Raw genomic sequence first — 26,147 nt, forward strand, 5'->3', positions numbered from 1 at the left:
GGCCAGCGCTCGCATGCTGCATTCGTCCGGGGACCACCCCGCGGCCCCCCGAATCCTGCTGCTGTCGACCTCCGACACCGACCTGCTCAGTGCCCGCGCGGCCACCGGCCCGGTGGCGTACCGGCTCGCCAACCCCGCCCGCCTCGACGTCACCGGGCTGCCCGATCTGCTCGACGGCACCGACCTCGTCGTCGTCCGCCTCCTCGGCGGCATCCGCGCCTGGCAGGAGGGCCTCGACCTGCTGCTCGCCGAGGGCCAGCACCGGCCGGTGGTCGTCCTCACCGGCGAACAGGCCCCCGACGCCCAGCTCATGGAGCAGTCCACGGTCCCGGTCGGCATCGCCGCCGAGGCGCACGCCTACCTGGCGCACGGCGGCCCCGGCAACCTCGAACAGCTCGCCCGCTTCCTCTCCGACACCGTGCTGCTCACCGGCCACGGCTTCGAACCGCCCGTGCCCGCCCCGTCCTGGGGCCACCTGGAGCGCCCGGCCGCCGACGGCACCGGCCCGGTCGTGGCCGTGCTCTACTACCGCGCCCACCACATGAGCGGCAACACCGCCTTCGTGCACGAACTGTGCGCGCAGATCGAGACGGCCGGCGGCCGCCCGCTCCCGCTCTACGTCGCCTCGCTGCGCGCCCCCGAGCCCGAACTCATCGACGCGCTGCGGACCACCGACGCCATCGTCACCACCGTCCTCGCCGCCGGCGGCACCAAGCCGGCCGAGGCCGGCGCCGGCGGTGACGACGAGTCCTGGGACGCCGGCGCGCTGGCCGCCCTCGACGTGCCGATCCTCCAGGCGCTGTGCCTGACCGGGTCGCGCAGCGCCTGGGAGGAGAACGACGAGGGCCTCTCGCCGCTCGACGCCGCCTCGCAGATCGCCGTCCCCGAGTTCGACGGCCGGCTGATCACCGTCCCGTTCTCCTTCAAGGAGGTCGACGAGGACGGCCTCCCGGTCTACGTCGCCGACCCCGAGCGCGCCGCCCGGGTCGCCGGCATCGCCGTACGCCACGCCCGGCTGCGCCACCTCCCCAACGCCGACAAGCGCCTCGCGCTGGTGCTCTCCGCCTACCCCACCAAGCACTCCCGCATCGGCAACGCCGTCGGCCTGGACACCCCGGCCTCCGCCGTCGAACTGCTGCGGCGGCTGCGCGCGGACGGCTACGACTTCGGCGACGAGAGTGCCGAGCCCGTACCCGGCCTCGCATCCGGTGACGGCGACGAGCTGATCTACGCCCTCATCGAGGCCGGCGGCCACGACCAGGAGTGGCTCACCGAGGAGCAGCTGGCCCGCAACCCCGTCCGCATCCCGGCCGCCGACTACAAGCGCTGGTACGCCACGCTCCCGGAGGAGCTGCGCGCGTCGGTGGAGCAGCACTGGGGGCCGCCGCCGGGCGAGATGTTCGTGGACCGCACCCACAACCCCGACGGCGACATCGTGCTCGCCGCGCTGCGCCGCGGCAATCTGCTGGTCCTCATCCAGCCGCCGCGCGGCTTCGGTGAGAACCCGATCGCGATCTACCACGACCCCGATCTGCCGCCCTCCCACCACTACCTCGCCGCCTACCGCTGGATCGCCGCGTCCCGCGAGGACGGCGGCTTCGGCGCGGACGCCATGGTCCACCTGGGCAAGCACGGCAACCTGGAGTGGCTGCCCGGCAAGAACGCCGGCCTGTCCGCCGCCTGCGGCCCGGACGCCGCCCTCGGCGACCTCCCGCTCGTCTACCCCTTCCTGGTCAACGACCCCGGCGAGGGCACCCAGGCCAAGCGCCGGGTGCACGCCACCCTCGTCGACCACCTCGTCCCGCCGATGGCTCGCGCCGACTCCTACGGCGACATCGCGCGCCTGGAGCAGCTGCTCGACGAGTACGCGCAGATCTCCGCCATGGACCCGGCCAAGCTGCCCGCCATCCGCGCCCAGATCTGGACGCTGATCCAGGCCGCCAAGCTCGACCACGACCTCGGTCTGGAGGAGCGCCCGGACGACGACGGCTTCGACGACTTCCTGCTGCACGTCGACGGCTGGCTGTGCGAGGTCAAGGACGCCCAGATCCGCGACGGTCTGCACGTCCTGGGCGCCGCGCCGGCCGGCGCGGCCCGGGTCAACCTCGTCCTGGCCATCCTCCGCGCCCGTCAGATCTGGGGCGGCACCTCCGCCCTGCCCGGCCTGCGCGAGGCCCTCGGCCTCGACGAGTCCGCCGCGACCCGCACCACCGCCGACGAGGCCGAGGCCCGGGCCCGCGCCCTGGTCCAGGCGATGGAGGACGCCGGCTGGGACCCGGCCGCGGTGCCCGACGTGGCCGCCGGCCACGGCCCGCAGGTCGCCGACATCCTCGACTTCGCCGCCCGCCAGGTCGTCCCGCGGCTCGCCGCCACCACCGACGAGATCGACCACGCCGTACACGCCCTGAACGGCGGTTTCGTCCCGGCCGGCCCGTCCGGCTCGCCGCTGCGCGGGCTGGTCAACGTGCTGCCGACCGGCCGCAACTTCTACTCCGTCGACCCCAAGGCCGTCCCCTCCCGGCTCGCCTGGGAGACCGGTCAGGCCCTCGCCGACTCCCTGCTGGAGCGGTACCGCACCGACAACGGCGACTGGCCGCAGTCCGTCGGCCTGTCCCTGTGGGGCACCAGCGCCATGCGCACCAGCGGCGACGACGTGGCCGAGGCCCTGGCCCTGCTCGGGGTCCGGCCCGTATGGGACGACGCGTCCCGCCGCGTCACCGGCCTCGAAGCCGTTCCGCTCGCCGAGCTCGGCCGCCCCCGCATCGACGTCACGCTGCGCATCTCCGGCTTCTTCCGCGATGCGTTCCCGCACGTCACCGGCCTGCTGGACGACGCGGTACGGCTCGCCGCCGGCCTGGACGAACCGGCCGAGGACAACTTCGTCCGCGCGCACACCCAGGCCGACCTGGCCGCCCACGGCGACGAACGCCGCGCCACCACCCGCATCTTCGGCTCCCGCCCCGGCACCTACGGCGCCGGCCTGCTCCAGCTGATCGACTCCCGCGACTGGCGCACCGACGCCGACCTCGCCGAGGTCTACACCGTCTGGGGCGGCTACGCGTACGGCCGCGGCCTGGAAGGGCGCCCGGCCCGGGACGAGATGGAGGCCGCGTACAAGCGGATCGCGGTCGCCGCCAAGAACACCGACACCCGCGAACACGACATCGCCGACTCCGACGACTACTTCCAGTACCACGGCGGCATGGTGGCGACGGTGAAGGCCCTGCGCGGCGGCCGGGCCCCGGCCGCCTACATCGGCGACTCCACCCGCCCCGAGACCGTCCGCACCCGCACGCTGGTCGAGGAGACCTCCCGGGTCTTCCGCGCCCGGGTCGTCAACCCCCGCTGGATCGAGGCGATGCGCCGCCACGGCTACAAGGGCGCCTTCGAACTCGCCGCCACCGTGGACTACCTGTTCGGCTACGACGCCACCACGGGCGTGGTCGCCGACTGGATGTACGACAAGCTCGCCCAGACCTACGTCCTCGACGCCGAGAACCGCGCCTTCCTCCAGGACGCGAACCCCTGGGCCCTGCACGGCATCGCCGAACGCCTCCTGGAAGCGGAGTCCCGCGGCATGTGGGAGAAGCCGGACGCGGAGACCCTGGCCGCGCTGCGGGACGTCTTCCTGGAGACGGAGGGCGAGCTGGAGGGCGAGGAGTAGCGGGCCCGGGTGCCCGGCCGCGCGGCCGGGCACCGGCAGGTCACGCCTTACGCCGCCTTCGCGGTGATGTCCCCGTTCGAGGTGGTCAGGCTCAGCCGGTAGCGGCCCGACGGGTCGTCGGTCAGGCCGATGTGCTTCGCGCCGTTGCTGGTGGACGCGGAGATGTCGTAGCGGCCCTTCGGCATCCGTACGGTGACCGAGCCGTTGGAGCTCTTCGCGCGGACGTCCTGCGGCCGGGCCGGGGTCAGGTCGATCGCGCCGTTGGAGGTCTCGGCGGTGAGGTGCCCGCCGGACAGGCCGCGTCCGGTGATCGCACCGTTGCTGGTCCGTACGTCGACCGGGCCGGTGACGCCGTCGAGATCGACGGCCCCGGAACTGGTGGTCACGTTCACCGCGCCCACCCGGCTCAGGTCCACCGCCCCGTTCGAGGTCTTCCCGCTGATCGGGAGGCCCGCCGGAAGCTTGATCGTGTACGTCACCGAGCAGCTGTCGCCGCAGCCGCCGAGCACCAGCACACCGTCCTCGACCCGGTACGTCGCTCCCTCCGGGCGGTCGTCGTGGTACTGCACCGAGCGGTGCACCGAGACCGTGTCGCCGTTCTTGCCGCCGCCCTCGCCGCCGCGGACCGTGACGCCGCCCGAGTCGGAGTCCAGGCGGACGGCCGTGATCTTCTTCGACACCACGGCGTCGTCCTCGAACGTCTCCCCGGGCAGCAGACCGCAGGCACTGATCCCGCACACCGCGACGAGGGCCGCCGCGGCGGCCGCGAGGGTGCGGCGGGGGAGGCGGGCGCGGTGGTGGTGGCGGTGATGCATGAAATCCCCCGGGGCGAACGGCAGTTGGTGGTCACAAGAGGCGGGCCGCCGGGCGGCCGCGAAGAACGAGACTAAGGCGGCGGCGGGGGCGCGGACCATGGGGAAAACCCGAGAGTGGGGGTGCAGAAAGTTGCAGGTGCGGCCCGCGGGCCCCGGTGCGAGGATTTTCGTGGGGGCGGTTCATGTGCTGCGTACGGGCGGATGAGGAGGCTTCCGGTGACTGGCACGAAGACATGGAACGCCGAGATCAGCATCACCGAGGCCGGCAGTGAGGTCCGGGCGGAGGCCAGGCTGCGCGGCAAGGAAGGCGGCCAGATGGTCGGCCAGGGCTCGGCGCGCTGCAACCCCGCGGACGAGAACGTCCCGGCCATCGGCGACGAGTTGGCCGTGGCCCGGGCGATGTCGGACCTCAGCCACCAGCTGCTGCAGCGGGCGGCACACGACATCGAGGTGCACACCGCCCGGCCGGTGGAGCGGCTGCAGGCGTGAGGAAGCTGAGGAATCTGAGGAACCCGCAGGGCTGAGGCGCAGGCGAAGGTGCGGCGCGGCCACGCCGTGCTGCACCGGCCCGGCGTTGCCGCCCGGAGGGTGCGTGGCGGCGCAGGTGCGGGGCTAGCCGCCCATCAACGCCGTGAAGTCCGGGCCGATGGTCAGCGTCACCGCGCCCGCTGCCGCATCGGCGGACCGGGTCGGCTTCAGGCCCGGGAGGCGGGCGGCGAGGACCTCGCTCTGCGGCTGGAGGGAGCCGGAGTAGGTGAGCGTGGTCCGGTCCGTCGCCGGGGCGTTGCCGGTGCCGATGACCGTGAAGCCGAGCCGCCGCAGCTGCTCCGCGGCGGTGGCGGCCTGGCCGGAGGTGCCGGTGCCGTTGAGGACCCGTACCCGCACGGAGCGCGCGGTCATCGGGTTCTTGGCAGCCTCGGCGAACTTCGCCTTGCCGGCCGCGCCGATCTCGCGGTCGTGGGCCAGGTCGCTGAACAACTCGCCGGCCTGCGGGTACTGCCAGATCACATTGGCGTGGTCGGTGGGGACGTCGGCCTCGCGGTAGTAGTTGGGCACGGTCACGAAGGTGAGGCGGTCGCTGGGGATGTCCTTGACCGTCGAGGCCAGGTCGTAGAGCGGCTTGAGGCCGGCCAGGTCGTTGTCCGTGGTGAGGGACTTGGTCGCCGAGTCGAGGAAGTCGTAGAGGTCGCCCGGGCTGGTCAGCTTGGACTGCGCCTTCGCGGCCAGCGCCTTCATGAACTCCTGCTGGCGGCCGATCCGCCCGAGGTCGGAGCCGTCGCCGACGCTGTAGCGGGTGCGGACGTAGCCGAGCGCCTTCTCGTCCTGGACGTTCTGGCAGCCGGCGTCCATGTCCAGGTGCGCCTTCTTGTCGTGGATGGCGTGCTTGGGGCAGACCTCGATGCCGCCGAGCGCGTTGACCATGCCCTTGAAGCCCTGGAAGTCGATCGAGGCGAAGTGGTCGATGCGCAGGCCGGTGTTCTTCTCGACGGTCTTGATGGTGCAGGCCGCGGCCTTCGTGACGTTTCCGGTGTCACCGCCGATCGAGAACGCCTCGTTGATCTTGAAGTGGTGCACGGAGGACTTCGAGCCGTTGCCGCGGGTGCAGGCGGGGATCTGCACCCAGGAGTCACGGGGGAACGACACCGCGGTGGCCCACTTATGGTCGGCCGAGATGTGCAGCACCATCAGGGTGTCCGACTGCATGGTGGTCAGGCCCTTGCCGTATTTGGCGTTGGCGCCGGCCCGGCTGTCGGACCCGACGACCAGGATGTTCTTGGAGCCGGGGCTGAGGTTGACCGGCCGCTTGCCGTCCACGCCGATGTCCACGCCGTGGATGTTGCCGTCCAGGTGCTGGTAGACCCACGCGCCGGCCCCGGCCGTACCGAGGATCAGGACGCCGAGCACACCACCGGTCCAGGCCACGATCCGGCCGCGGCGGGTCATCCGGACCTTCCCTTCCGACGCGCCCCTCCGGCCCGACGGTTTCGCCCTGCCCGCCCTGCGGGAACCACCGGACCGGCGGCCGGGCCCGTCGGGGGAGGCGTGGGGCGTGTCGTCGGAGGTCGCGTCGTCGTCCCATCGGGCCGTCTGCTGGTGCGGCTGCCTGTCGTGCACGCGGATGGCCCTTCTGGCTCTTCTGGTCGCGCCGGACCCGCCGGGCAAGCCGTTCCTGCCGGGAACGCCTGTCCTGCCGGTCCTGCTGCTGGTTCTGCTGGTCGGGGGGTGGTGCTGGTCGAACTGCTCATGTCCGGCGCATTCGGTACGAGGAGTGCGCCGGTCTGCTGATGCAGATGGCCAGGGCGCCCCGAAGGTTGCACGGGACGCCAAAGTCGCGGCCGGGGGGCGGCCGGGAGGGTGACGTCGGCACCGGCAGACTTCCACCGGCCGCAGGAGTCCGCACCTCGTCGCCATCTCCCCCTCGGCACACGCCCGTTGCGCAGGTGTGCGGGCAACTCTACCGGCACGTTCTACATGGCTGTAGAAGAACGCACTGTTCTGATCCGAGCCGGTCCGCGAGGACGCCCCACGCGTCAGGCCCCGCGGGCTCCGTCCGGAGGGGTCGGGCCGGGGGCGTCGTCCGTGGCGCGGTCGAGGAGGGTGCGCAGCACGTGTGCGTCGTGGGGCGAGAGGGCGGAGACGAAGCGGGTGAGGACCGCGTCCCGGTCCGGTTCGCCGTCCAGGACGCGGCGCATCCGCAGCGCGGCGAGCCCGGCCTCGTCGGCGGCCGCGGTCCACACGTAGGCGCGGCCGGAACGTTCGCGGGAGACGGCCTGCTTGGCGTGCAGCCGCGACAGGATCGTCATCACGGTCGTGTACGCGAGGTCGCCGCCGAGTCGTTCCTGCACCCAGGCGGCGGTGACCGGTCCCGGTGCGTGCTGCAGGGCGGTCAGCACCTGGGCCTCCAGCTGGCCCTGCCCGCGCCGGCGGCCGTGCTCCCGCCCCGCCGCGCCGAGGTCCCCGCGCCCCGGCTTTCCCCGCCCTGGATCCCCGCCCCCTGGATCCCCGTGCCCTGGTTCCTCGCGACCGGCTCCCCCGGCGCCGGGCGCCGTCCCGAAGGGCTTTCCGCCCATGCCGTCGCCTCCCGTCGCGGGGTCCCGCTGGCCGGGACGTCGGGGCATCTTAGACGCCGGCACCAGCCGACGCCTGGGGGACGCCGAGGCCCTGCGGAAGTAAAATCTACAGGCGTGTAGACGTCGGCGGGACGCTGGCGCAGGGCGCGGCGGACCCTGCCGCCGGCCGTCGGCAGGCTTGGGCAAGGGCCGGTCGGCAGGCGGCCCGGTCGGTCCCGCTACCGAGAGCACAGGGCCCTTCACCTGCTACGGAGGGATGCGCCGGGCCCGTGCGGGGTACCGTAAAAGCACCAAGGGACTCGGGGACTTACAACACCGGGCGCACCAGGATCGGGCGCGATCCACCGACCGTCTGCGGTACCCGGATGATCGTCTGCCGGACACGGACCGATGGCCGCATGCTGAGCGGTTGCCGGACACCGATCGGTCGCCGTACAGAGATCGTCCGCCGCGCGCAGACCGTCCGCCGTCCGCCGATCTGCCGCGGTTCGCCCGAGTGAGGTGAGCACCATGCAGACTCTGTTGACCGTAGTCGTACTGCTGGCGCTGATCGCGCTGGGCGCGCTGTTCATCGCCCGGGTGAATGCCCAGCAGGCCGGACGGATCGCCACCCATCGGCACGCGGACCGGACGCAGGCGAGGCGGCAGTGGATCCGCAGGCGCCCGCACGACGGCGCCCGGCCGGGCCCGCTGGCCGGCCCACCCCCCTCACCACCGCCGCCCTCCGGCAAGACGGGTGGCGACCTGTGACGACCGCCGGTCAGCACCACGACCCGCCGCCCGTCGCCCGGGTCGCCATCGCCCCGCACAGCGAGACGGTCCGGCGCATCGACGGTGTCTGGTGGCCGCGTTCGACCGATCTGCTGGCCGAACTCCCCGCGCTGCTGATGGCATTGCCGTTCGACTGGCCGCGGATCACCCACGCCACCGTCAACGGCGATGCCTGGCCCGCGCTGCCGGCCCGGATCATCGTCGACGGGCACGTCGTCCGCCTGCGCCGGACCACCGGCCACCACGGCCCGGACACCCTCTGCCTGGTCTCCACCGGCCACGGCCGCTGGGACCTGCTGATCATCCCGCCCACCACCCCCGAACCCGAGGCCGTCCGCATGATGGCCGAGATGGCCCGCACGGGAGCACTGCACCCCGCCACCCCGGCCTGAGCCCCGGCCCACCGGCCCACTCCGCCCTGCGCGCTCCCTGCCCCGGCCTGCCCGGAGCCGCGCCGACCTGCCCCGCCCCCTGCTTGGACCTGCCTGCATCGCGGGCCGAGAACGGCTGCCCCGACCCGCCATAACCCGGGATTCCGTGGCGCGCACCCCCGGCGGCTACTGCGTACGGGTGGTGTTCATCGGAAGAACGCCGACCCGGGGGCGTCGGTCCGTGAATCCTCCCATTGCGTACTCATCATAAGAAAACGCAACAGAAGCGGCGCAACGTAAGCGATGCGAGCGGAGCGGTGCAACTGCGGCGGTGCAACCGAAGTACAGAGGGAAGCAAGCGGATCTCCCGGGGAGATCCTGATGGGAAGTGAGGAGCCATGGCTGCGAACAAGGTCATGACGTTCTGGGCGATGTGCCTTGCCGTGCTCGGCAAGCTGCTGGCATCGCTGGGTGTCTCCGCGCCGGCATCGGCGGCGCGCCGGGAGGCCGCGCTCTACGAGCGGACGCTGGGCAAGGCGGACGCGGGCACCGAGCCGAGGGGTGCGGACGGCCCGGGCCCGGATACCCCGGCACCAGGGACACCCGTCGCGGCGGCACCCGCTGCCCCGACACCCGCGGCGGAGCCGCCCGCTTCGGAGACGCCGGTCGTTGAGGGACCCACGGTGCCGGCGCCGCGCACGGTGACGCGGTACGGCCAGGCCGCCGCACCCGCCCGGCCGATGCTCACCCGGCCCGAGCTGCCGCCCACCATCAAGCAGCGCATCCACGCCGAGGCGCACGGCGCCTCTCCCGGTCTGCGCAGCCGCTGCATCCGTGGCGCCGAGCCGCTGCCCACCGCCCACGCCGGGGCCGCACCGCAGACGGCCGGTACCGTGGACCCGCGCCCCGCGGTCATCCCGGCGGCCCGTCGTCGTGCGCACACCGCCCGTACGGTCTGAGCCCGGCGGCGGCAGATCTTCGCGAGCATTTCCACGGCCAGGCCCGCCGGCCCTGACATGGGCGGGACGGCGCGTGACAGCTCCGCGCCGACGAGACGAGACAAGCCGACCCAGCCGGGACAAGCCGAGCCGGCGAGACAAGCCGAGCCAGCCGGGACAAGCCGAGACAGGCCGGACCAGGGCCGAACCAGGCCGAGCCGGCCGAGGCAAGCCGGGACAGGACACGACGCAGACACATCGATCGCTGCGGCAGGACGTGAAGCGCAGCGCATCATTCCTGACTGAACGCCCCTAAAAGACTTGAGAATTCCTCCCCCTCAGGACCCCAGCCCCAGCTGAGCACGCAACGCGCGCGTGTCCGGCTTTCCGTTGGCGGTGAGGGGGAAGTGGTCGACGACATGGACCGCGTTGGGCTGTTCGTACTCCGCGAGGTGCTCGGCGAGGCGCCGGCGCCAGGTGAGCGGGGCACCGCCCTCCGGGTCCGCGACGACGAAGTGCAGTGCGCTGCCGCGGCGTTGGTCTTCCACCGCCAGGACCTTGACCGGGCGGCCGCCGGCCTCGGCGCGGCGCTCCAGGCTCTCGGGATAGAGCGTGAAGCCCAGCCGGTGCACGGCCTGATTGCGGCCCGCCACCCGTACGGTGCCGTCGGCGTCGACGCTGCCGAGATCGGCCGTCGGGTACCAGGCGTCCGGGTCGACGGGACGGAGTGAGCCGTCCTCGCGGAGGTAGCCGGCCATCAGGCCGGGGGAGCGCACCTCGATGCCGCCGAGTTCGCCGGGCGCGGCAATGGTGCCGTCCGGGCGCAGCACGCGGAGCCGTATGCCGGGCAGCGGGCGCCCGCAGCCGTGCGGTGAGTCCGGCGTGGCCAGTGCGACGTTGCCGAGTTCCGTCAGGCCGTAGCCGTCCAGCAACGGGCGGCCCATTGTCGTGCGGAAGGACTCGGCCAGGGGGGCCGGCAGGGGCGCGCCGCCCACGCCCCAGATGCGGACGCCGGCGAGACCGGCGCGTACTTCCGGGCGGCGGCGGACGACGCCGAGCAGCGAGTGGTAGGTGGACGGTGCGGCGTCCACCGCGGTGGCACCGTGTGCGGCGGCCTGGCCGACCGCCGCGTCGAGCCGCTGGTACGGGGTGACCAGCAGGGTGCAACGGGCCAGCCACCACAGCAGGATGACGGAGAGCCCGTACTGGTGCGAGAAGGGCAGCAGTGGCGCGAGGACGTCGTCCGCGCGGTAGCCCATGGCCTGGATGGTGCGCAGCGAGTTGTCGAGGACGGCGTGGCCCGGTTTGACGATGCCCTTGGGGCGTCCGGTGGTGCCCGAGGACCACAGGACGAGCGCGTCCGGGCGCCGGAACCAGGCGTCGAGGGGGTCGGCCCCGGGGGCCAGGGGCGCCGGGGCGGATATGGATGCGGCTGCGGATGCGGATGCGGGCGGGGATACGGGGGCGAGGTGCGGATAGTGGACGACGCGGTGGTCGGGGATGCCGGGGAAGCCGGTGGTGCGGTCCGCGGCGGTGACGAGCCAGCGGGCCCGGGCCTGGCGGGCGGCCGCGGCGGCGTCGGCGGCGGACAGCCGGTGGTCGAGCGGGACGAGTGAGGTGTCCAGCCGCATCAGGGCCAGCAGCGTCACGACGTAGTCGATGCTGTTGTCGCCCTGGACCAGGACCCGGTCGCCGGCGCGGATACCGAGCCGGTGCAGCGCGTGCGCGGTGGCCGCCAGCCGGTGGCCGAGCGCCGGCCCGTCGAGGCGGCCGCTGGCGTCGGTGGCGTCGGGCGGGTTCCCGGTGCCGCCGCGCGGGGCCGCGGTGCCGTCGACGAGCCGGGCGGCGGCGACCGGAGGGGCGATGGTGTCGGTCATGGGTGCTCCGATCCCGTGGGGTCGAGGGGGCGGCACAGCAGGGTGGAGGTGGTGGTGGCCACCCAGAGGCCGTCCGCGTCGTGGAAGGCGCAGTCGAGGGTGAGGAGCCGGCGGCCGGCGAGGTGCGCGACGTCGGTGAGGCGGACGGTCGCGTGGAGGACGTCGCCGGCGTGGGCGGGGCGGGCGTGCCGCAGGTTCTGGGCGCGGTGCACGGCACCGTCGAGGCCGGGTATGTCCGGCTGGGCGCGCAGCAGTTGGTCCTCGGCGTGCGCCGCGAGGGTGACGAGGTAGGTGGGCGGGGCGAGCGTGTCGGGGTGGCCGAGAGCGCGGGCGGCGACCGGGTCCGTGTAGGCGGGGTGCGGGTCGCCGACCGCGGCGGCGAACCCGGCGATCCGCGCCCGGTCGAGCACGTACGGGCCGCAGCGGAGGACATCCGGCGCCCGGCCGGTGGTGCGGGTACCGGTGCCACCGCCCACGTCAACGTGGGTGCTGGTGCCGGGTGCCGGACGGCCGGCCGGGCCGGAGGTCGCTCTGACCGACATGGTGCGTCAGTCGCCGATCATGTGGTGGCCGCCGTCCGCGTGGACGATCTCGCCGGTGGTGGCGGGCAGCCAGTCCGAGAGCAGGGCCAGGCAGGTACGGGCCACCGGCTCCGCGTCCTGCGGGTCCCAGCCCAGCGGTGCCCGGGTCGACCAGCTCTTCTCGAAGGACGGGCCGTCGCCGCCGATGCCACGGGCGGCCAGGGTGCGCAGCGGGCCGGCCGCGACGAGGTTGGCGCGTATGCCGTGGCCGCCGAGGTCCCGCGCCAGATAGCGGGAACAGGCTTCGAGTCCCGCCTTGGCGACGCCCATCCAGTCGTAGCCGGGCCAGGCCCGCGAGGCGTCGAAATCCACGCCGACGACGGAGGCGCCCGGGCGCAGTAGTGGTCGGCAGGCCATGGTGAGCGCCACCAGGGAGTACGTGGAGGTGTGCAGCGCGGCGGACACATCGCGCCACGGGGCGGTCAGGAAGCCGCCGTCCAGGCAGGTGGCGGGGGCGTTGGCGACCGAGTGCAGCACGCCGTCGAGCCCGTCCAGATGGGCGCCGACCCGGTCGGCAAGCGTGCTGAGCTGGGCTTCGTCGGTGACGTCCAGCTCCACGACCGGGGGTTCCACCGGCAGCCGCCGGGCGAGCCGGGCCACCAGACTCGGCCGCCCGTACGCAGTGAGGACGATCTTGGCGCCCTCTTCCTGGGCGAGCCGGGCCACCGCGTAGGCGATCGAGCTTTCGGTGATCACACCGGTGATCACCAGCTGTTTTCCGTCGAGCAGACCGCTCATGCGGTGCCTCCGTCTGACTCGTCCTCGACTTCAGAGTCACCGGACAAAACTCAACGCCAATGTCCGGCCTTGGTCTTGATAGGTCGTCATTGACAACCTATCCGACCTCCAGTTGACTAGAATAGTCAAGCATAGTCAAAACAGTGACTCTTGGGTCACATAGGCGCGCCGACGCCGCCGCACTCCCTCACTTCGCGGGCGGCAAGCGCGCCGCGCATCCAGCCGTGTATCCAGCCGCGCATCCGGCCGTGCGCCCGGCCACCCGCCCGGGCCGTACCCGGGCCGCGCTCGGGCCGTACGCCCGGCACCCCTGCGGCCGCCCATCCGGCCGAAGGCCCATGCTCCGCCCTGTCCGACAGAGAGGTGATCGTCATGACCGTTCCGACGAGAGAAGAGATCGTTGCTCAGCTCGCCGAGATCCTGCACGAGGTGGCCGGCGTCGTGCCGGCCGAGGTGACCGAAGAGAAGTCCCTGGTCGAGGAGTTGGACGTGGACTCCCTGGCCATGGCCGAGGTGATCGTGGTCGCCGAGGAGCGCTTCGGGATCGCACTGCCCGAAGAGGAAATGAAGGACATGCGTAGAGTTTTGGACATTGTGCTCCGGATCGAGAAGCAGCTGGCGTCCTGAGGCCCGCCCGGACCGCGTGCGCCACGCGGTCTCCTGGGCCGGCGTGCGCTCCTGCCGGCGAGCGGTCCCGTCCGGCAGGAGCGCGCCGCTGTCGCACAGGACGGCGGCGAATGCGAATATCGATCAGCTACCCCAACTGGCAATCCAAGCCGGGCAGTTGTGGCTCCTCCGCAGGTCCAGGCCCTGTACGGGCCACCCCTGGTCGGCCTGGCCGGAGCAGGGCGGGGAGCGCCCGGCATCGCCACCTCGGCCACAAACTTGGCGAAATCTGGTAATGCCGATGAGTAAACCAGAGTTGATTTTCGGTCGTCGCTTGTTGACGCAGGCATAGACCACGGTTACCTTGAGGATCTCCGAACGGTAAATCAAATCGACTCAGTGCACTGCTTTCTCGGATGTCATCCATCCGCAGAAAGGAGACATGGTGCGAGGGGAAGTATGCGGGGGGACGAGCCTTTCTGTGACACGCACCCGAGCGGCCATTCGCTCAGACCTGCCGACCCCGGCGGCACGCCCAACCTGCCTGGTGACGAGGGGATTTGGCATCCGGATCGCGCCGACGAATTAGCCGACGGCGCATTACACATATTCTGGTCAGACGGCGAAGACATTCGCCAGACCCACTGTTTGAAGGAATTTCTCGGCCGGTTGCTCCAGTGTTCTCCGCGGGATATTCCGTTGACCCACGACGGGTTCGGCCGCCCGGTGTCCGCCGCACCCCCGGCCGCGGCCGGCTGGCCTCCGGGCGCGCGTCTCTGCCTCGGCATCGCCACCGACCCCGGCCGCCAGTTCCTCGCCGTGTCCAGGGACCTCCCGGTGGCCCTCTCCGTCCACACCGTGCCGCGCGGCCCGGTAGGCGAACTGCTGCTGCCCTTCACCTCGTTGGAGCGCCGTTACGTCCAGGAGGCCCCGGAGGACCGGCGGGCCCACCGGCTGGCCCAGCTGTGGACGCGTAAGGAGGCGGCCCTGCGGCTGACCGGCCGCGGCGGGCTGGCCCTCGCCGACGAGATCGACGCGCTGAGCGAGGCACGCGACGGCAAGGTCGTCATCCCGGCGTCCCCGGCCCACCCCGGCGGCATCGCCTACGTACGCGACCTCCCCACCGGCCCCCGCACAGTCGCCTCCGCGGCCACCCGCACCCCGGCCTCGGGCCTACGCGTTTGGCGTTGCCGCTGATTCCCACGTGCCTGGCTTTCCCGCCGTTCCGCTGCGCTTTGCGGTGCCGCGTACGTACCCGTCTCTCCCGCCGTCGGGGTTGCTCGCCGTTGCGCTTTGCGGCGCCGCGTACGTACTTGGCCGTCCCGCCGCAGGGCGTCTCGCCGTTGCGCCTGCGGCGGGCTGGGTGGGTGTCGGGTGCGGTGACGGACCTCCGGGGCCTGGTGTGTGGACTGCTGACGCTTTACGTCCACACACCAGGCCCCTCCGGCCCGTCCCCTCCCGTTGGGGGAAGGGAATGCGGTGCGTGGGGGCGGACGTTGAGGCATGCAAGGGGGCTTGGCTACCCCTACGGGATGGTCGAACAGAACCCGTAAGGGTCGCGAGGGCCCCCTGCGGGGCCACAACCAACCGGGCCGGGCGAGGCATTCCCAAGACCTGACGACACCAGGTGCGCGGGCAACGACGCGCGCCCCCACTCACCTTCACACTCCCCCAACGGGAGGGGACGGGCCGGAGGGGCCTTGTTCGTGGACGTAAAGCGTCAGCAGTCCACGAACAAGGCCCCGGAGGCCCGTCACCGCACCCACCACAACCTCGCCCGCCGCAGGCGCAACGGCGAACAAGCCCCGCGGCGGGGGAGACGGGTACGTGCGGTGGCGCCGCAAAGCGCAACGGCGAACAAGCCCCGCGGCGGGGGAGACGGGTACGTGCGGTGGCGCCGCAAAGCGCAACGGCGAGCGAGCCCCGCGGCGGGACGGCCAGCTACGTGCGGTGGCGCCGCAAAGCGCAACGGCGAGCAACCCCGACGGCGGGAGAGACGGGTACGTGGGAGGAATGCCAAGCGCGCAACGGCGAGCAACCCCGACGGCGGGAGAGACGGGTACGTGGGAGGAAAGCCAAGCGCGCAACGGCGAGCAACCCCGACGGCGGGAAAGCCAGGTACGTGGGAGGAAAGCCAAGCGCAGCGCTACGGCATGAGGACCGCGTGCGGGTCCGTGCGCTCGGTGCGGCCCGTGCCGGCGGTGAGTTCGCGCCAGGTTTCCAAGGCCAGGCGGAAGGCGCCGGCCTGTTCGTAGCCCTCGGCGGCCAGTTTGAAGTCGGCCTGGGCGGCCTCCTCGTGGTGGTCCGCGCGGTGGGCGCGGGCAAGGTGGAGCAGGCAGCGGGCCCGGTCGAGCGGTGACAGGTCACCGGCCGTGAGGTCGATCTCCGCGGCGTGGCCGGCGGCCGCCGGCCCGTCGTCGTGGCGCAGTGCCGCGGCGGTCTCCAGTACGGCGAGCCAGGTCCGGGACGAGGGGGTGCCGACCAGCGCGGTGGCCTGCCGGGCGCGGGTGAGCAGGGTGTCCGCCTCGTCCGCCGGGCCCGCCGCGAGCGCGAGCAGCGTACGGGCGCGGGCCAGCCGGAGGCGGAGCCGTACGCCGTCGGTCGTGGCGAGCAACTCCTCGGCCTCGGTGAGGAGTTCCAGGGCCTCGTCCGGGTGTCCGGCCAGATACTGCGCACCGGCCACCGCCCACAGGGCGCCGGCCCGCAGTTCGCCGGCCGGGAGCGGAGCGGCCTCGGCGCGCAGCTCCGTGCCGAGCTGCGCGGCGCGGCTCCACTCGCCGCTGTCGACGGACGCGGACAGCAGCGCCATCCGGGCCTGGGCCCGCTCCGGGCGGCCGGGTTCCAGGTCGGCGGTGACCCGTACGGCCTCCTCGGCGAAGCGGACGCCCTCGGGGAGGCGGCCCTCGGTGCGCAGCAGCTGGGCGAGTTCGATGGCGACCCGGGCGTGCAGCACCGGTGCGGTGCGGGTGAGCGGGTCGTCGAGCAGCCGGCGCAGTGCGGCCTCGTGGCGGGCCGGATCGTCCAGCCGCCCGAGGACGGTGGCCAGCTCCCAGTGGGCCTCCCAGCGCACCTCGTCCTGGTCGGTGCCGCCGGCCTGCTCCACCACGGCTTCCAGCTGGCGGCGCGCCGCCGCCCAGTCGCCGGCCAGCTGGCTGGCGCGGGCGGCCACCAACTGGCCGACCAGGCCGAGGCGCTGGGTCAGCCGGGCGCCGGGCTCCTCGGTGGTGCTCAGCGCCTCGACGGTCGTGCCGAGCCGTTCGGCGATCGACCGGGCGATCTTGGCGCTCGGGATCCGGCGGCCGTTCTCGACCAGCGAGACGTAACTGGGCGAGAGATCGCCCCCGGCGAGGTCCCCCTGGGACAGGCCCTGCGCGCGGCGGACCTCCCGCACTCGCTTCCCGAAAGCAGGCTGCTCAATCACCAAGGAATCGCTCGCAGTTGAGTTGGGTGGACGGACAGTGACGGTGTACGGACGGCGCCGGACGGTGGAACGTGATGACGGGGAGTCTACTCACCGGACGCCCGCGCGGGGGCCCCTGTGGACGACCTTCGTACCGCCGGGGAGTCATTTTTTGTCACTTACGGAGGTCGGCATTCCTCTTGCCCGTGCGACGGGTATTACGACAGTTCGGAGGCGTGTTCGGGCCCGCGGGGGAAGGGCTTCCGGGTCCGGGACGGGGATTGCGGACGGGAGGTGGCGAGGGATGCTTGTCACAGTGGGCAGTCGAGTGCAATGACTTTACTTGACAATAAATGACAATTGGCTGACGCTGACCCTCCATGGACTACGCCCCGAGGAGGGACATATGAGCTCCGCTCCCGCATGGCCGACCGTGGCCGCCGAGCCGGAGGACCGTGTCGACGGCCGACGCGCGGCGGCCGTGCACCGGGTCCGGGACTTTCTGGTGGACAACGCCGACACCGTGCACGCGCTGCTGTGCGAGATCTCCACCCACCGCGCCGCGCGCTACGAGATCGAGTCCACCGTCGCCACCCTCGACGGGGCCCTGGACGAGGTGGCCACCCACCGGCCCGGTCGCGTCCCCCGGCTGGCCGCCTTCATGCCGTCGAACGTCATCCTCTACTCCTACGCCCTCTACCTCCTGGTCCCCGCCCTCTACACCGAGCGGCTGGTCTTCCGCCCCTCCAGCCGCGTCAAGGACCAGATGTGCCGGCTGCACGCCCTGCTCGCCGAGCAGCACCGCCTGCCCATCACCCTCAGCACCGCCAGCCAGCGCGAGTTCCTCCAGGACCACGTCGGCCCGGCCGACGTCGTCGTCTTCACCGGCGCCTACGCCAACGCCGAGCAGATCCGCGCCCGGCTCTCCCCCGGGCAGCTCTTCCTCTTCCTCGGCTCCGGCGTCAACCCGTTCGTGGTCGCCCCCGGCGCCGACGTCGAACGGGCCGCCCGCGACGCGCTCGCCATCCGCGTGCTCAACACCGGCCAGGACTGCCTGGGCCCGGACCTCTTCAGCGTCCACGAGTCGCTGCTCGACCCGTTCGTGGACGCCCTGGTCGGCGAGTTGAAGGGGCTGCGCTACGGCCCGTACACCGACCCGGACGCCGACTTCGGGCCGATCTTCTACGAGAGCGCGCTGGAGGACGGCGCGCAGTTCCTCGCCCGCAACCGGGGCGGCATCGTGCACGGCGGACACGTCGACTTCCGGGGCCGCCGCCTCGACCCCACCGTCGTTGTCGGCGGCGAGGTGACCCCGCGCACCCACGTGCCGGAGTTCTTCGCCCCGATCTTCAACGTCGCCTCCTACCGCGACGAGGACGCGCTCGCCGCGACCCTCACCACGGGCACCTTCACCGAACGCGCCCTGGGCTCCAGCGTCTACGGTCACGCCCCCGCCCTCGTCGAGGCGCTGCGCCGCCGCACCACCGTCACCCTCGACACCACCCTGCTGTCGATCGACGACGGCAACGCGCCCTTCGGCGGCTACGGCCGGATGGCCAACTACATCTCCGACGGCCAGGAAGTGCGCGCCGAACCCGTCCTGGTCTCCAAGGCCGTCGCCGCCTACCGTCCGGGCGGTGACCGATGAGCCAGGACACCGCGGCCCACCCGTCCGCCTGGGCGGCGATCGCCGACCACCTGCACCACCTGGGCACCACCGCGGTCTTCGGGCTGCCCGGTGACGACATGGCGCCGCTCGGTGCGCTGGAACACTCCGACGTCCGGGTGGTGCTCTGCCGCGACCAGCGCAACGCCGTCTTCATGGCGACCGGTTACGCGCTCGCCGCCGGCCGCCCCGGGGTCTGCGTGATCGGCAAGGGCCCGGCGGTGACCAACGCGCTCACCGGCCTGCTGGAGGCGCGCTCCGCCGCCGTACCGCTGATCCTCATCGCCGACGGAACCCGGCTGGACCGGGTCGGCACCGGCGCCTTCCAGGAGCTGGACCAGCTGGCCGCGGTCCGCCCGTACGTGAAGTGGGCGGTCCGCGTCGACCACGCCGAGCGGCTGCCGGGAGCCCTGGAGAAGGCCGCCGCGCTCGCCGTCAACGGCACGCCCGGGCCGGTCTACGTCGAACTCGCCGAGCAGATCGCCGGCGAACCCGTCCCCCGTACCGGTGCCTGGCGCCCGGCCGAGCCCCAGCGGCCGGCCCCCGACCCCGCCGCGCTGGCCGCGACCGCGGCCCGGATCGCCGCGGCGGAACGGCCGTTGCTGCTGGTCGGCGGGGGTGCCCGGCACCGGAACGCGGACCGCCGGATCGAACGGTTCGCCGAGCGGCTGGGCGCCGGGATCTTCACCACCGCCTCCGGCCGCGGCACCGTCGCCGAGGACCACCCGCTGCACTGCGGCGTCAGCGGCCTCTACACCGTCGCGCCCGTGGACGCCCTGTGGCGCGAGGCGGACCTGGTCGTCGCACTGGGCAGCCGCCTGGAGGAGACGGCCACCTTCGGCTGGCCGGAGGGCGCGGACCAACTCCCCGTCGTCCAGGCCGTCCTGGGCGAGGAGAGCCTCGTCCTGGACCGCCCGGGGGCGTACGTCCTGGCGGACGTGGCGGCGACCGTCGACGGCTGGGCCGGGCTGCTCGACGGGCACCGGCCGGACGGGGCCTGGGCCGAGCGGGTCCGCTCCGTGCGGGCGGCGCTGGCGCAGCGGGCCGCGGACCGGGCCGAGGAGGCCGGGAAGCGGGCGCCGGACGGCACCGTCCCGGTCGCCCGGGTGCTGGCCGAGCTGGAGCGGGCCGTGCCCGCCGGCCGGGTCCTCGTCCAGGAGAACGGCCTGCAGGACATGTGGTCGTACTTCTTCCCGCACTACGCGCTCGGTGCCGGCGGAGGTTCCGTCGTCCCCAGCGAGCAGACGCCGCTGGGCTTCGGCGCGGCGGCCGCGGTGGGCGTACGGCTGGCCGAGCCGGCCGGGCGCCCCGTGGTCGCCGTGGTGGGCGACGGCGCCTTCCACCTCTTCCGCGCCGAACTGCCGACGGTCGCGGACGCCGGCGCGGCCGTGCTCTACGTCGTGCTGGACAACGGCGGCTACGGCTGGCTGCAGTCCAACCTCGACCGGGTCTCCGGCCCGGACTCCCGCTTCGCCTTCACCCGCCCCCGGCCCACCGGCACCGACGGCCTGACCAGCGCCTACGGCCTGGGCCACCGCCGGGTGACGGACCCCGACCGGCTGCCCGACGCGCTGGCCGCGGCCTGGCGCGAGGTCGCCGCCGGCACCACCTCCGTCGTCGAGGTGGCGGTCGCGCTGGCGGACACCCCGCCGGGGATGGCGGGCGCGGCGGGCGACTTCCCGGAGCGGGCGGAGGAGGAAGCCTAGCCACCGGCCGGAACCCGGCACCCGGTACGTATCCGGGGGCCGCGCTGCCATCGGCGGCGCGGCCCCCGCGCCGTATCCGGGCTCCGGCACGGGACGCCCGGGCTCTACGGGGCGGGCGTCCACGGCCGGGCAGCTACGGCTGGCGCGCACGGCCGGAAAGGCGTGCGTGGACCGGCCCCTCCTCCGGCCCGGGGGTAGCCGGGGCGGGGCCGGTCCACGTCTTCTTCGTACGGGGGGAGCCACGCCGAGGGCGTGACGGGGGATGCGCTCCCGTTCGTACGGATCGGTATCAGCTCGTGGTCTTGCGGCGGAACTTGGCGACGGCCAGCGGGGCGGTGAGCGCGGTCAGACCCACCGACCACACCACCGTCCAGAGCACCGGGCCGGCCACCGGCCCCTCGCCCAGGGCGAGGCCGCGGGCCGCGTCGGCCATGTGGGTCAGGGGGTTGACGCGGGTGAAGGCGGCCAGCCAGTCCGGCATCGTCGTGGGAGAGACGAAGATCGAGGAGGCGAACTGCAGCGGGGTCAGCACGATCACCGAGAGCCCCTGGATGGCCTGTGCGGTGCGCAGGGTCAGGCCGAGGAGCATGAAGATCCAGATCAGCGAGGTGCCGAAGAGGGTGGTCAGACCGATGGCCGCGGCCATACCGGGCCAGCGGCCGGAGAAGTCGAACCCGAGCAGGGCGGCGACGATCAGCAGGACCGTGATGGCGACCAGCATCCGGCCCGTCTCCACCACGACCTTGGCCAGGAGTATCGAGGAGCGGGCGATCGGCATCGTGCGGAAGCGGTCCATCACACCGCTGCGGAAGTCGTCGTTGACGCCGGTGCCGACGGCCATGGCGATGGTCATGCCGAGGATGACCATCAGGCCCGGCACCAGGAAGGCGGTGTACTGCGCGCGGCTGCCGCCGCGGCCGATCACCCCGCCGAAGACGGAGACGAACAGCAGCGTCAGCACGATCGGCATCAGCAGGGCGTCGGTCATCGACTCCGGGTTCTGCCGGATCTGGAGGAGGTTGCGGCGGACCAGCGCGCCGGTGTGCCGGGCCGTCGCGCGCAGCCCGATCCGGCCCTCGTCGGGGAGGGGGGCGGGCGCCTCGGGACGGGGCGCGGCCTGAAGGGTCGTCACGGCTGTTCCTCCGGTCAGGCCCGGCCGCGGCGTTCGTCCAGCCACTTCTGCCAGTACGAGCGGCGGTCGCTGCTGGGGTGCGCGACGATGATGTCGCCGAAGACGGCGGAGCCGGTCACGCGGACGCGCGGGGTGACGGACTCGGGGCCGGAGTGCGCCCGGGTCAGATCGCGGAGGTCGCCGAAGACCGCGCTGCAGTTCATCTCCACCCGGACGCCCTCGGGGAGCAGCAGATGCACATCGCCGACGAGCGCCTTGGCCTGGATGGTGAGCTCACCGGTCGGCGGTGCGGGGGAGGAGCACAGGTCGAGGGTGATGTCGCCGAGGACCGCGGTGGCCTCGATGCCGTGTTCCAGTGCGGGGCTGTGGTGGACGACGTCGCCGACGAGGGCACGGAAGGAGCGCTGTCCGGAGCCGGCGGTCGGGGGGGCCGTGACATGGGGCAGATCCTCGCCCACGGACGCCAACTCCTCACGCGTCCGGGCGAGATACGCCGCCTCGGAGCGCTCGGCGAGCTCTTCGAGGGTTAACCGCCCTTCCGCGGTGGCTTCCCTGAGCCGCTCGACCATGGCCTCCCGCTCGGCGTCCGACGCCAGCACCGAGCGCGCGGACGCGGAGGGGGCGGGGGAGGCGGATGCGGAGGACACATCCTTGGTCAGGTCGGGACGATGGGGCTGGGTCATGGAGGGTGCCTCCGCGGGGTCCGGCGGTGGTGGGGCGTGTGCGTGCTCATCGCACCACGTCGCGCGGGGCGCGGGCATCGCCGCGGGGTAGTACATCGAAAGGTTGACCCGCGGCCCCGGCCACACAGTTCGGCGTACGCGGCGCACCCGCGGCGGACGCGGACTTCCCCGGCTTTGCTGTACTCGGCGGCCGGTTTTCCGCTCCCGTAGTCACGCGGGAAATGATCTCGGTGACCCCCGGTGAAGAACGGTGAAGGAATCCGAATATCGGTCGACTTCTTCTTGACTACTTGGTAAAGTGCCCAGCACTCATTGTGACTCGGCGATTTGATCCGACCGGCCGGAGTCATCCACTGTTCGAAATCCGGAGGGCTTGTCGAATGCCTGAGCTGGCGGACACCGGGCGGCGAATCAAAGAGCTTCGGGTCAGCGCGGGAATGACACAGCACGACCTTGCCGGGTCCGAAATGTCGTCCAGCTACATCTCGCTGGTCGAGCGCGGGAAGCGCATTCCCAGTGGCCGGGCGCTCAAGATCCTCGCAGCCCGCCTCGGCGTCGGCGTGGACGAAATCTCCGGCAGCCCTCAGCCGGCCGAAAGCCCGGGCCTGGCCCGCCGGCTGGACCTGGTCGGACGATTGGTCGCGGCCCGCCGGCAATGGGAGGGCGGCGACGCCGAGGGAGCGCTCTCAGAATTCCGCGCACTGGCCTCGATGGAGCCCGCCGGCCGGCAGGACGACGTATTTACCGAGGCGCAGCTCGCCATTGCCGAAATACTGGGCTCGCTCGGCCGCGCCGACGAGGGCGCCGACGTCCTGCTGCGGATGCTGGACACCCTCGCCCCCGCGCCGTACGCCGAGGCCCGGCTGCGCGCCCTGATCGCCCTCGCCGACCTGCTGGAATCGGCCGGCCGGGTGCAGGACGGGCTGCGCTACGCCCTCACCGGCTACCTCGAATGCACCGACCGCCGGACCGCCCAGGGCCCCGGCGGCGGCCCGGCCACCGGCCCCGGCACCGGCTTCCACCTGCTGCTCGTCCTCGACGTGCTCACCCGCTGCGCCTACTGGAGCGGCTGCCCGGACTGGGCCCCCGAGCCCGACCACCCCCGCCCGCCGGCCGACGGCGTCCTTCCCGGGCCGCGCGCCATGATCGATCTGCACCGGGCACTCGCGCTGCGCGACCGCGGCGAGTGGGAGCGCGCCGCCGAGCTGCTGGGCGCCTGCGCGCGCCGGGTCACCCCGGCCGCCGGGTTCCCGCTGTGGGAGAAGGTCAACGGCCAGTACGCCCTGCTCTTGCTGCACCGCGGCGAGCCGGCGGCGGCGCGCAGCATCGTCGAACGCGGGCTGGTGGTCGCCTCGGTGGCGCAGGAGCCGGAATTCCCGCTCTGGCTCACCACCGCGGACGCGGTCTGCGCGGAGGCGTCCGGCGACCGGGACCGGTTGATCGCCCTGGGCGAGGAGCTGGCCGCGCTGCCCGAGACCGGACGCAGCCATGAGAAGGCCGCCGCGCTCGGGGAGATCGCGGCGGCGTGCGAGCGGGTGGGGGAGCGCGAGCGGGCGGCCGGGCACTACCGGCAGGCCGCCGACCTGTTCCGCCGCGCCCAGGCGTACCGGCATGCCGAGCGGGCCCGGGAGCGGCTCGTCCAGCTCGCCGAGGGCCCGGCCCGGCAGCCGCAAGAACAGCTCTGAGCCCCGGCCCTCCCGTAGCTCTCCCGGCAGTTCGCTCCGCATCCCTGAAGCGGCTCTGCGGCAGCGTTTCACGTCGCTCTGCGGCGGCTGTGACGTCGTTCCGGAGTGGCTCTGCGTCAGCTGTGACGTCGCTCCGCGGCGGCTGTGACGTCGTTCGGGAGGCGGCTATGACGTCGCTCCGACGAGCGCGTGAGCGGCCGGTCGAAGACGTCCGGTGCGCGCGGGAGCGGGCCCGTCGCGGGCACCCCGGTGAATGCGGAAGCAAACCCGGCAATCGCAGATGCGCGGCCGGCGGCCGGAAAAGCCCGGCGGACGGCCGCATCGGCACCATGCTTGGTTGAGCACAAAAGCAAAACCGCGGTCCGCATATACGTGGCTGGTGAACGGAATGTGCGGTGTGACCGGTTGCAGAAGTGGCCGGCGACCGCCGGGACGGAAAGACGCCGCGGCGGCGCTATGGGCCCTGGGGCGCTATGCCCTTATGTCGTTATTGCGGGTAATTGACGCATTCATTTATTAGCTTTCTTTCCCAATCCGAGCAGCGCGAACAGCGCCTCCGCGCCGCCCACGATCGCGAGGATGAGTCCCGCCTTGGACAGGGAGAAGATCGGCGTCTCGACTTCCTTTGTGGTCAGCCACAGGACCAGTCCGATGACCGCCAGAACAATGCCTACCGCAAAACCCTTCATCGGTTCCCTTGTCTCCTCGCCCGGTGATGGTCCCGGTGATGACGCCCCGGCCGGTCGGCGCGGGGCGGTGGTAGTCACCAGCGTCCCGTCGCGGCGCAGCCTCCGGATCGTCCGCAGGTAGGCACTTTCCGGGCCGCGGTCTGTCACTTTCTATGTACGCCGGGCCCTACCCGGGTGCCGTGGGGCGCGCGCCCCCGGATCCCGCCCACCGCGACCCTGCCCCCCTTCCCGCCCCCTCGAACCGGCGCCATAGTCAATTTTCCTGACTCCTTCTGTCATCGCCCTGAGAGCGTTTCCGCTGGTGCGGGGCTTGATGGTCCCGCTCGCCGGACGGTCCTGACTGACCGCACTCCGCGCAACCTGTTGACAAGCCGATGACTCAGCTGTCATGTTTCTGGTCATGAGGACGCCCCGAGCGTGACAACGGGGCAGAAAAACAGGAGGCGTTTCATGGAGTTACGCACGGATCGGCGGCGCGTCGTCGTCACCGGCTGCGGCGTGGTGTCCCCCGTGGGAAACACCACCGAAGACTTCTGGACCGCCCTCCTCGCCGGCCGCAGCGGCGTCACCGCGCTCACCCGCTTCGACACCTCCGGCCTTCCGGTCCGGATCGGCGGCGACCTCACCGGTTTCGACCCGGCCGGCTCCGGCTTCCTCACCCCGCAGGAGGTCCGGCGCACCGACCTCTTCACGCAGTACGCGGTGGTCGCCGCCGGCCAGGCGATGCGGGCCGCCGGCCTCGAACCCGGGGCCGACGTCGACCCGTACCGCTTCGCCGCGGTGATCGGCTCCGGCTACGGCGCCGCCCACGCCATCCAGCAGCAGTACGACGTGCTCAAGAACCAGGGCGCGCGGCGGGTCTCCCCGTACCACTCGGTCCTCACCGCCATCGACCACCCGGCCGGCCTGCTGTCCATCAAGTACGGCATCGGCGGCCCCAGTTGCGCGGTCTCCGCGGCCTGCGCGACCGGCGCGGTGGCCCTCGGCGAGGCGGCCGAACTGATCCGCCACGGCCGGGCCGACGTGGTCCTGGCCGGCGGCACGGACGACTCCCTGACCGCCGCCGACCTGGCCGGCACCGCCAACGCCCGGGCCCTGTCCCGCCGCAACGACGACCCCGAAGGCGCCAGCCGGCCCTTCGACCGGGACCGCGACGGCTTCGTGATGGCCGTCGGCGCCACCGTCCTGACCCTGGAGGAGGCCGGCCACGCGGAACGCCGCGGTGCGACGGTCCTCGCCGAGGTCGCCGGTTACGCCGCCACCACCGACGCCCACCACGCCACCGCCCCCGACCCGACCGGTGCCGGCGCGATCCGCGCGATGCGCGGGGCGCTCACCGACGCGGGCCTGACCCCCGCCGACGTCGGGCAGATCAGCGCCCACGGCACCGGCACCGTCCTCAACGACCGCATCGAAGCGGCCGCGCTGCGCGAAGTGCTCGGTCCCGACCAGCTGCGCCGCACGCCGGTCACCGCGGTCAAGAGCATGACCGGGCACATGCTCGGCGCCTCCGGGGCCGCCGAGGCCGCCGCCGCGGCGCTCTCGCTGCGGGACCGCACGATCCCGCCGATCCGCAACTGCGACCACCCCGAGGACGACGACCTCGACCTGGTCGTCAAGGGCCCCCGGGAGTGGGACGGCGAGGTGGTGCTGAGCAACTCGTTCGGCTTCGGCGGCCACAACGCCGTCCTCGTCCTGAAGCGCTACCGCCCATGACCCCGTACGCGCCCCGGGGCGCCGCACCCATGACGACC

Annotated in this window: 21 protein-coding genes; 11 read left to right on the plus strand and 10 right to left on the minus strand. The window is 72.8% G+C overall.

Features of this window, described 5'->3' with window-relative positions; all coding sequences use genetic code 11:
- Nucleotides 1-13 precede the first annotated feature (13 nt).
- Entirely contained in the window at nucleotides 14-3,664 is a 3,651-nt protein-coding gene (cobN, locus tag ACZ7MX_RS13285; RefSeq protein ID WP_472131652.1) for a cobaltochelatase subunit CobN, read from the plus strand.
- Between the two features lie 47 nt (nucleotides 3,665-3,711).
- Here the strand turns inward: cobN and ACZ7MX_RS13290 are convergent, their stop codons facing one another.
- A complete protein-coding gene (locus ACZ7MX_RS13290; protein WP_472131653.1) occupies nucleotides 3,712-4,578 on the minus strand; it encodes a DUF4097 family beta strand repeat-containing protein in 867 nt (288 codons plus the stop codon).
- Between the two features lie 117 nt (nucleotides 4,579-4,695).
- Between ACZ7MX_RS13290 and ACZ7MX_RS13295 the strand changes: the two genes are divergently transcribed.
- The gene (locus ACZ7MX_RS13295; RefSeq protein ID WP_472131654.1) at nucleotides 4,696-4,968 is read left to right on the plus strand and encodes a DUF1876 domain-containing protein; all 273 of its coding nucleotides are present in this window, start codon (nucleotides 4,696-4,698) and stop codon (nucleotides 4,966-4,968) included.
- A gap of 123 nt (nucleotides 4,969-5,091) precedes the next feature.
- On the opposite strand, the gene ACZ7MX_RS13300 is transcribed toward ACZ7MX_RS13295, so the two are convergent.
- Together ACZ7MX_RS13300 and ACZ7MX_RS13305 are read right to left on the minus strand one after the other, a co-directional pair.
- Nucleotides 5,092-6,423, minus strand: a complete 1,332-nt coding sequence (locus ACZ7MX_RS13300) for an LCP family protein (protein ID WP_472131655.1) — start codon at nucleotides 6,421-6,423, stop codon at nucleotides 5,092-5,094.
- A 587-nt stretch (nucleotides 6,424-7,010) separates the two neighbouring features.
- Complete coding sequence (locus tag ACZ7MX_RS13305; RefSeq protein ID WP_472131808.1) at nucleotides 7,011-7,385, minus strand: BlaI/MecI/CopY family transcriptional regulator; 375 nt, start codon at nucleotides 7,383-7,385, stop codon at nucleotides 7,011-7,013.
- A 675-nt stretch (nucleotides 7,386-8,060) separates the two neighbouring features.
- On the opposite strand from ACZ7MX_RS13305, the gene ACZ7MX_RS13310 reads away from it, so the two are divergent.
- From ACZ7MX_RS13310 to ACZ7MX_RS13320, 3 genes are all read left to right on the plus strand, one after another.
- Nucleotides 8,061-8,300 (plus strand): hypothetical protein, encoded by a 240-nt coding sequence (locus tag ACZ7MX_RS13310; protein WP_472131656.1) that lies wholly within the window; start codon nucleotides 8,061-8,063, stop codon nucleotides 8,298-8,300.
- Nucleotides 8,297-8,713, plus strand: a complete 417-nt coding sequence (locus ACZ7MX_RS13315; RefSeq protein ID WP_472131657.1) for a DUF5994 family protein — start codon at nucleotides 8,297-8,299, stop codon at nucleotides 8,711-8,713. Before ACZ7MX_RS13310 ends, ACZ7MX_RS13315 begins: the two co-directional genes overlap by 4 nt.
- Before the next feature lie 377 nt (nucleotides 8,714-9,090).
- Nucleotides 9,091-9,651 carry a DUF6344 domain-containing protein gene (locus tag ACZ7MX_RS13320; RefSeq protein WP_472131658.1) on the plus strand — a complete coding sequence of 187 codons (561 nt, stop codon included), beginning with the start codon at nucleotides 9,091-9,093 and terminating at the stop codon, nucleotides 9,649-9,651.
- A 317-nt stretch (nucleotides 9,652-9,968) separates the two neighbouring features.
- Here ACZ7MX_RS13320 and ACZ7MX_RS13325 read toward each other — a convergent pair whose 3' ends face one another.
- From ACZ7MX_RS13325 to fabI, 3 genes are read right to left on the minus strand one after another with little or no spacing between them, the layout of a single operon-like run.
- Entirely contained in the window at nucleotides 9,969-11,507 is a 1,539-nt protein-coding gene (locus ACZ7MX_RS13325; protein WP_472131659.1) for a class I adenylate-forming enzyme family protein, read from the minus strand.
- Nucleotides 11,504-12,049 carry a MaoC family dehydratase gene (locus tag ACZ7MX_RS13330; protein WP_472131660.1) on the minus strand — a complete coding sequence of 182 codons (546 nt, stop codon included), beginning with the start codon at nucleotides 12,047-12,049 and terminating at the stop codon, nucleotides 11,504-11,506. Before ACZ7MX_RS13330 ends, ACZ7MX_RS13325 begins: the two co-directional genes overlap by 4 nt.
- A gap of 6 nt (nucleotides 12,050-12,055) precedes the next feature.
- The gene (fabI, locus tag ACZ7MX_RS13335; protein ID WP_472131661.1) at nucleotides 12,056-12,826 is read right to left on the minus strand and encodes an enoyl-ACP reductase FabI; all 771 of its coding nucleotides are present in this window, start codon (nucleotides 12,824-12,826) and stop codon (nucleotides 12,056-12,058) included.
- A gap of 372 nt (nucleotides 12,827-13,198) precedes the next feature.
- Between fabI and ACZ7MX_RS13340 the strand changes: the two genes are divergently transcribed.
- Nucleotides 13,199-13,453: an acyl carrier protein gene (locus tag ACZ7MX_RS13340; RefSeq protein WP_385856365.1), complete on the plus strand. Its 255-nt coding sequence runs from the start codon at nucleotides 13,199-13,201 to the stop codon at nucleotides 13,451-13,453.
- A gap of 678 nt (nucleotides 13,454-14,131) precedes the next feature.
- Nucleotides 14,132-14,629: a 4'-phosphopantetheinyl transferase family protein gene (locus tag ACZ7MX_RS13345; protein ID WP_472131662.1), complete on the plus strand. Its 498-nt coding sequence runs from the start codon at nucleotides 14,132-14,134 to the stop codon at nucleotides 14,627-14,629.
- Nucleotides 14,630-15,578: 949 nt separating this feature from the next.
- Here ACZ7MX_RS13345 and ACZ7MX_RS13350 read toward each other — a convergent pair.
- Complete coding sequence (locus ACZ7MX_RS13350) at nucleotides 15,579-16,853, minus strand: helix-turn-helix domain-containing protein (RefSeq protein ID WP_472131663.1); 1,275 nt, start codon at nucleotides 16,851-16,853, stop codon at nucleotides 15,579-15,581.
- A gap of 385 nt (nucleotides 16,854-17,238) precedes the next feature.
- Between ACZ7MX_RS13350 and ACZ7MX_RS13355 the strand changes: the two genes are divergently transcribed.
- Together ACZ7MX_RS13355 and ACZ7MX_RS13360 are read left to right on the plus strand one after the other, a co-directional pair.
- On the plus strand, nucleotides 17,239-18,480 hold the full coding sequence (locus ACZ7MX_RS13355; protein WP_472131664.1) for an aldehyde dehydrogenase family protein: 1,242 nt from the start codon (nucleotides 17,239-17,241) through the stop codon (nucleotides 18,478-18,480).
- Nucleotides 18,477-20,204, plus strand: coding sequence for a thiamine pyrophosphate-binding protein (locus tag ACZ7MX_RS13360; protein ID WP_472131665.1), 1,728 nt, complete (start codon nucleotides 18,477-18,479; stop codon nucleotides 20,202-20,204). The genes ACZ7MX_RS13355 and ACZ7MX_RS13360 overlap by 4 nt, the downstream gene beginning before the upstream one ends.
- Before the next feature lie 289 nt (nucleotides 20,205-20,493).
- On the opposite strand, the gene ACZ7MX_RS13365 is transcribed toward ACZ7MX_RS13360, so the two are convergent.
- The gene (locus tag ACZ7MX_RS13365; RefSeq protein ID WP_472131666.1) at nucleotides 20,494-21,336 is read right to left on the minus strand and encodes an ABC transporter permease; all 843 of its coding nucleotides are present in this window, start codon (nucleotides 21,334-21,336) and stop codon (nucleotides 20,494-20,496) included.
- Between the two features lie 14 nt (nucleotides 21,337-21,350).
- Nucleotides 21,351-22,019 carry a DUF1707 SHOCT-like domain-containing protein gene (locus ACZ7MX_RS13370; RefSeq protein WP_472131667.1) on the minus strand — a complete coding sequence of 223 codons (669 nt, stop codon included), beginning with the start codon at nucleotides 22,017-22,019 and terminating at the stop codon, nucleotides 21,351-21,353.
- 380 nt (nucleotides 22,020-22,399) lie between these two features.
- Here ACZ7MX_RS13370 and ACZ7MX_RS13375 point away from each other — a divergent pair, with 380 nt between their 5' ends.
- Nucleotides 22,400-23,704 (plus strand): helix-turn-helix domain-containing protein, encoded by a 1,305-nt coding sequence (locus tag ACZ7MX_RS13375; protein ID WP_472131668.1) that lies wholly within the window; start codon nucleotides 22,400-22,402, stop codon nucleotides 23,702-23,704.
- Between the two features lie 509 nt (nucleotides 23,705-24,213).
- Here the strand turns inward: ACZ7MX_RS13375 and ACZ7MX_RS13380 are convergent.
- Nucleotides 24,214-24,393 (minus strand): DUF5708 family protein, encoded by a 180-nt coding sequence (locus ACZ7MX_RS13380; RefSeq protein WP_030411458.1) that lies wholly within the window; start codon nucleotides 24,391-24,393, stop codon nucleotides 24,214-24,216.
- 450 nt (nucleotides 24,394-24,843) lie between these two features.
- Between ACZ7MX_RS13380 and ACZ7MX_RS13385 the strand changes: the two genes are divergently transcribed.
- On the plus strand, nucleotides 24,844-26,109 hold the full coding sequence (locus tag ACZ7MX_RS13385) for a beta-ketoacyl-[acyl-carrier-protein] synthase family protein (protein WP_472131669.1): 1,266 nt from the start codon (nucleotides 24,844-24,846) through the stop codon (nucleotides 26,107-26,109).
- The last annotated feature ends 38 nt before the right edge of the window (nucleotides 26,110-26,147 follow it).

It is taken from the genome of Streptomyces sp. NPDC107765, assembly GCF_055657085.1.

Bases quoted from the DNA above. Each gene is read 5' to 3' on its own strand.
- ACZ7MX_RS13380 (WP_030411458.1), bottom strand. From the start codon at position 24,393: ATGAAGGGTTTTGCGGTAGGCATTGTTCTGGCGGTCATCGGACTGGTC.
- ACZ7MX_RS13385 (WP_472131669.1), top strand. From the start codon at position 24,844: ATGGAGTTACGCACGGATCGGCGGCGCGTCGTCGTCACCGGCTGCGGC.
- ACZ7MX_RS13310 (WP_472131656.1), top strand. From the start codon at position 8,061: ATGCAGACTCTGTTGACCGTAGTCGTACTGCTGGCGCTGATCGCGCTG.
- fabI (WP_472131661.1), bottom strand. From the start codon at position 12,826: ATGAGCGGTCTGCTCGACGGAAAACAGCTGGTGATCACCGGTGTGATC.
- ACZ7MX_RS13375 (WP_472131668.1), top strand. From the start codon at position 22,400: ATGCCTGAGCTGGCGGACACCGGGCGGCGAATCAAAGAGCTTCGGGTC.
- ACZ7MX_RS13355 (WP_472131664.1), top strand. From the start codon at position 17,239: ATGAGCTCCGCTCCCGCATGGCCGACCGTGGCCGCCGAGCCGGAGGAC.
- ACZ7MX_RS13370 (WP_472131667.1), bottom strand. From the start codon at position 22,019: ATGACCCAGCCCCATCGTCCCGACCTGACCAAGGATGTGTCCTCCGCA.
- ACZ7MX_RS13300 (WP_472131655.1), bottom strand. From the start codon at position 6,423: ATGACCCGCCGCGGCCGGATCGTGGCCTGGACCGGTGGTGTGCTCGGC.
- ACZ7MX_RS13320 (WP_472131658.1), top strand. From the start codon at position 9,091: ATGGCTGCGAACAAGGTCATGACGTTCTGGGCGATGTGCCTTGCCGTG.
- ACZ7MX_RS13360 (WP_472131665.1), top strand. From the start codon at position 18,477: ATGAGCCAGGACACCGCGGCCCACCCGTCCGCCTGGGCGGCGATCGCC.
- cobN (WP_472131652.1), top strand. From the start codon at position 14: ATGCTGCATTCGTCCGGGGACCACCCCGCGGCCCCCCGAATCCTGCTG.
- ACZ7MX_RS13330 (WP_472131660.1), bottom strand. From the start codon at position 12,049: ATGTCGGTCAGAGCGACCTCCGGCCCGGCCGGCCGTCCGGCACCCGGC.
- ACZ7MX_RS13325 (WP_472131659.1), bottom strand. From the start codon at position 11,507: ATGACCGACACCATCGCCCCTCCGGTCGCCGCCGCCCGGCTCGTCGAC.
- ACZ7MX_RS13340 (WP_385856365.1), top strand. From the start codon at position 13,199: ATGACCGTTCCGACGAGAGAAGAGATCGTTGCTCAGCTCGCCGAGATC.
- ACZ7MX_RS13290 (WP_472131653.1), bottom strand. From the start codon at position 4,578: ATGGTCCGCGCCCCCGCCGCCGCCTTAGTCTCGTTCTTCGCGGCCGCC.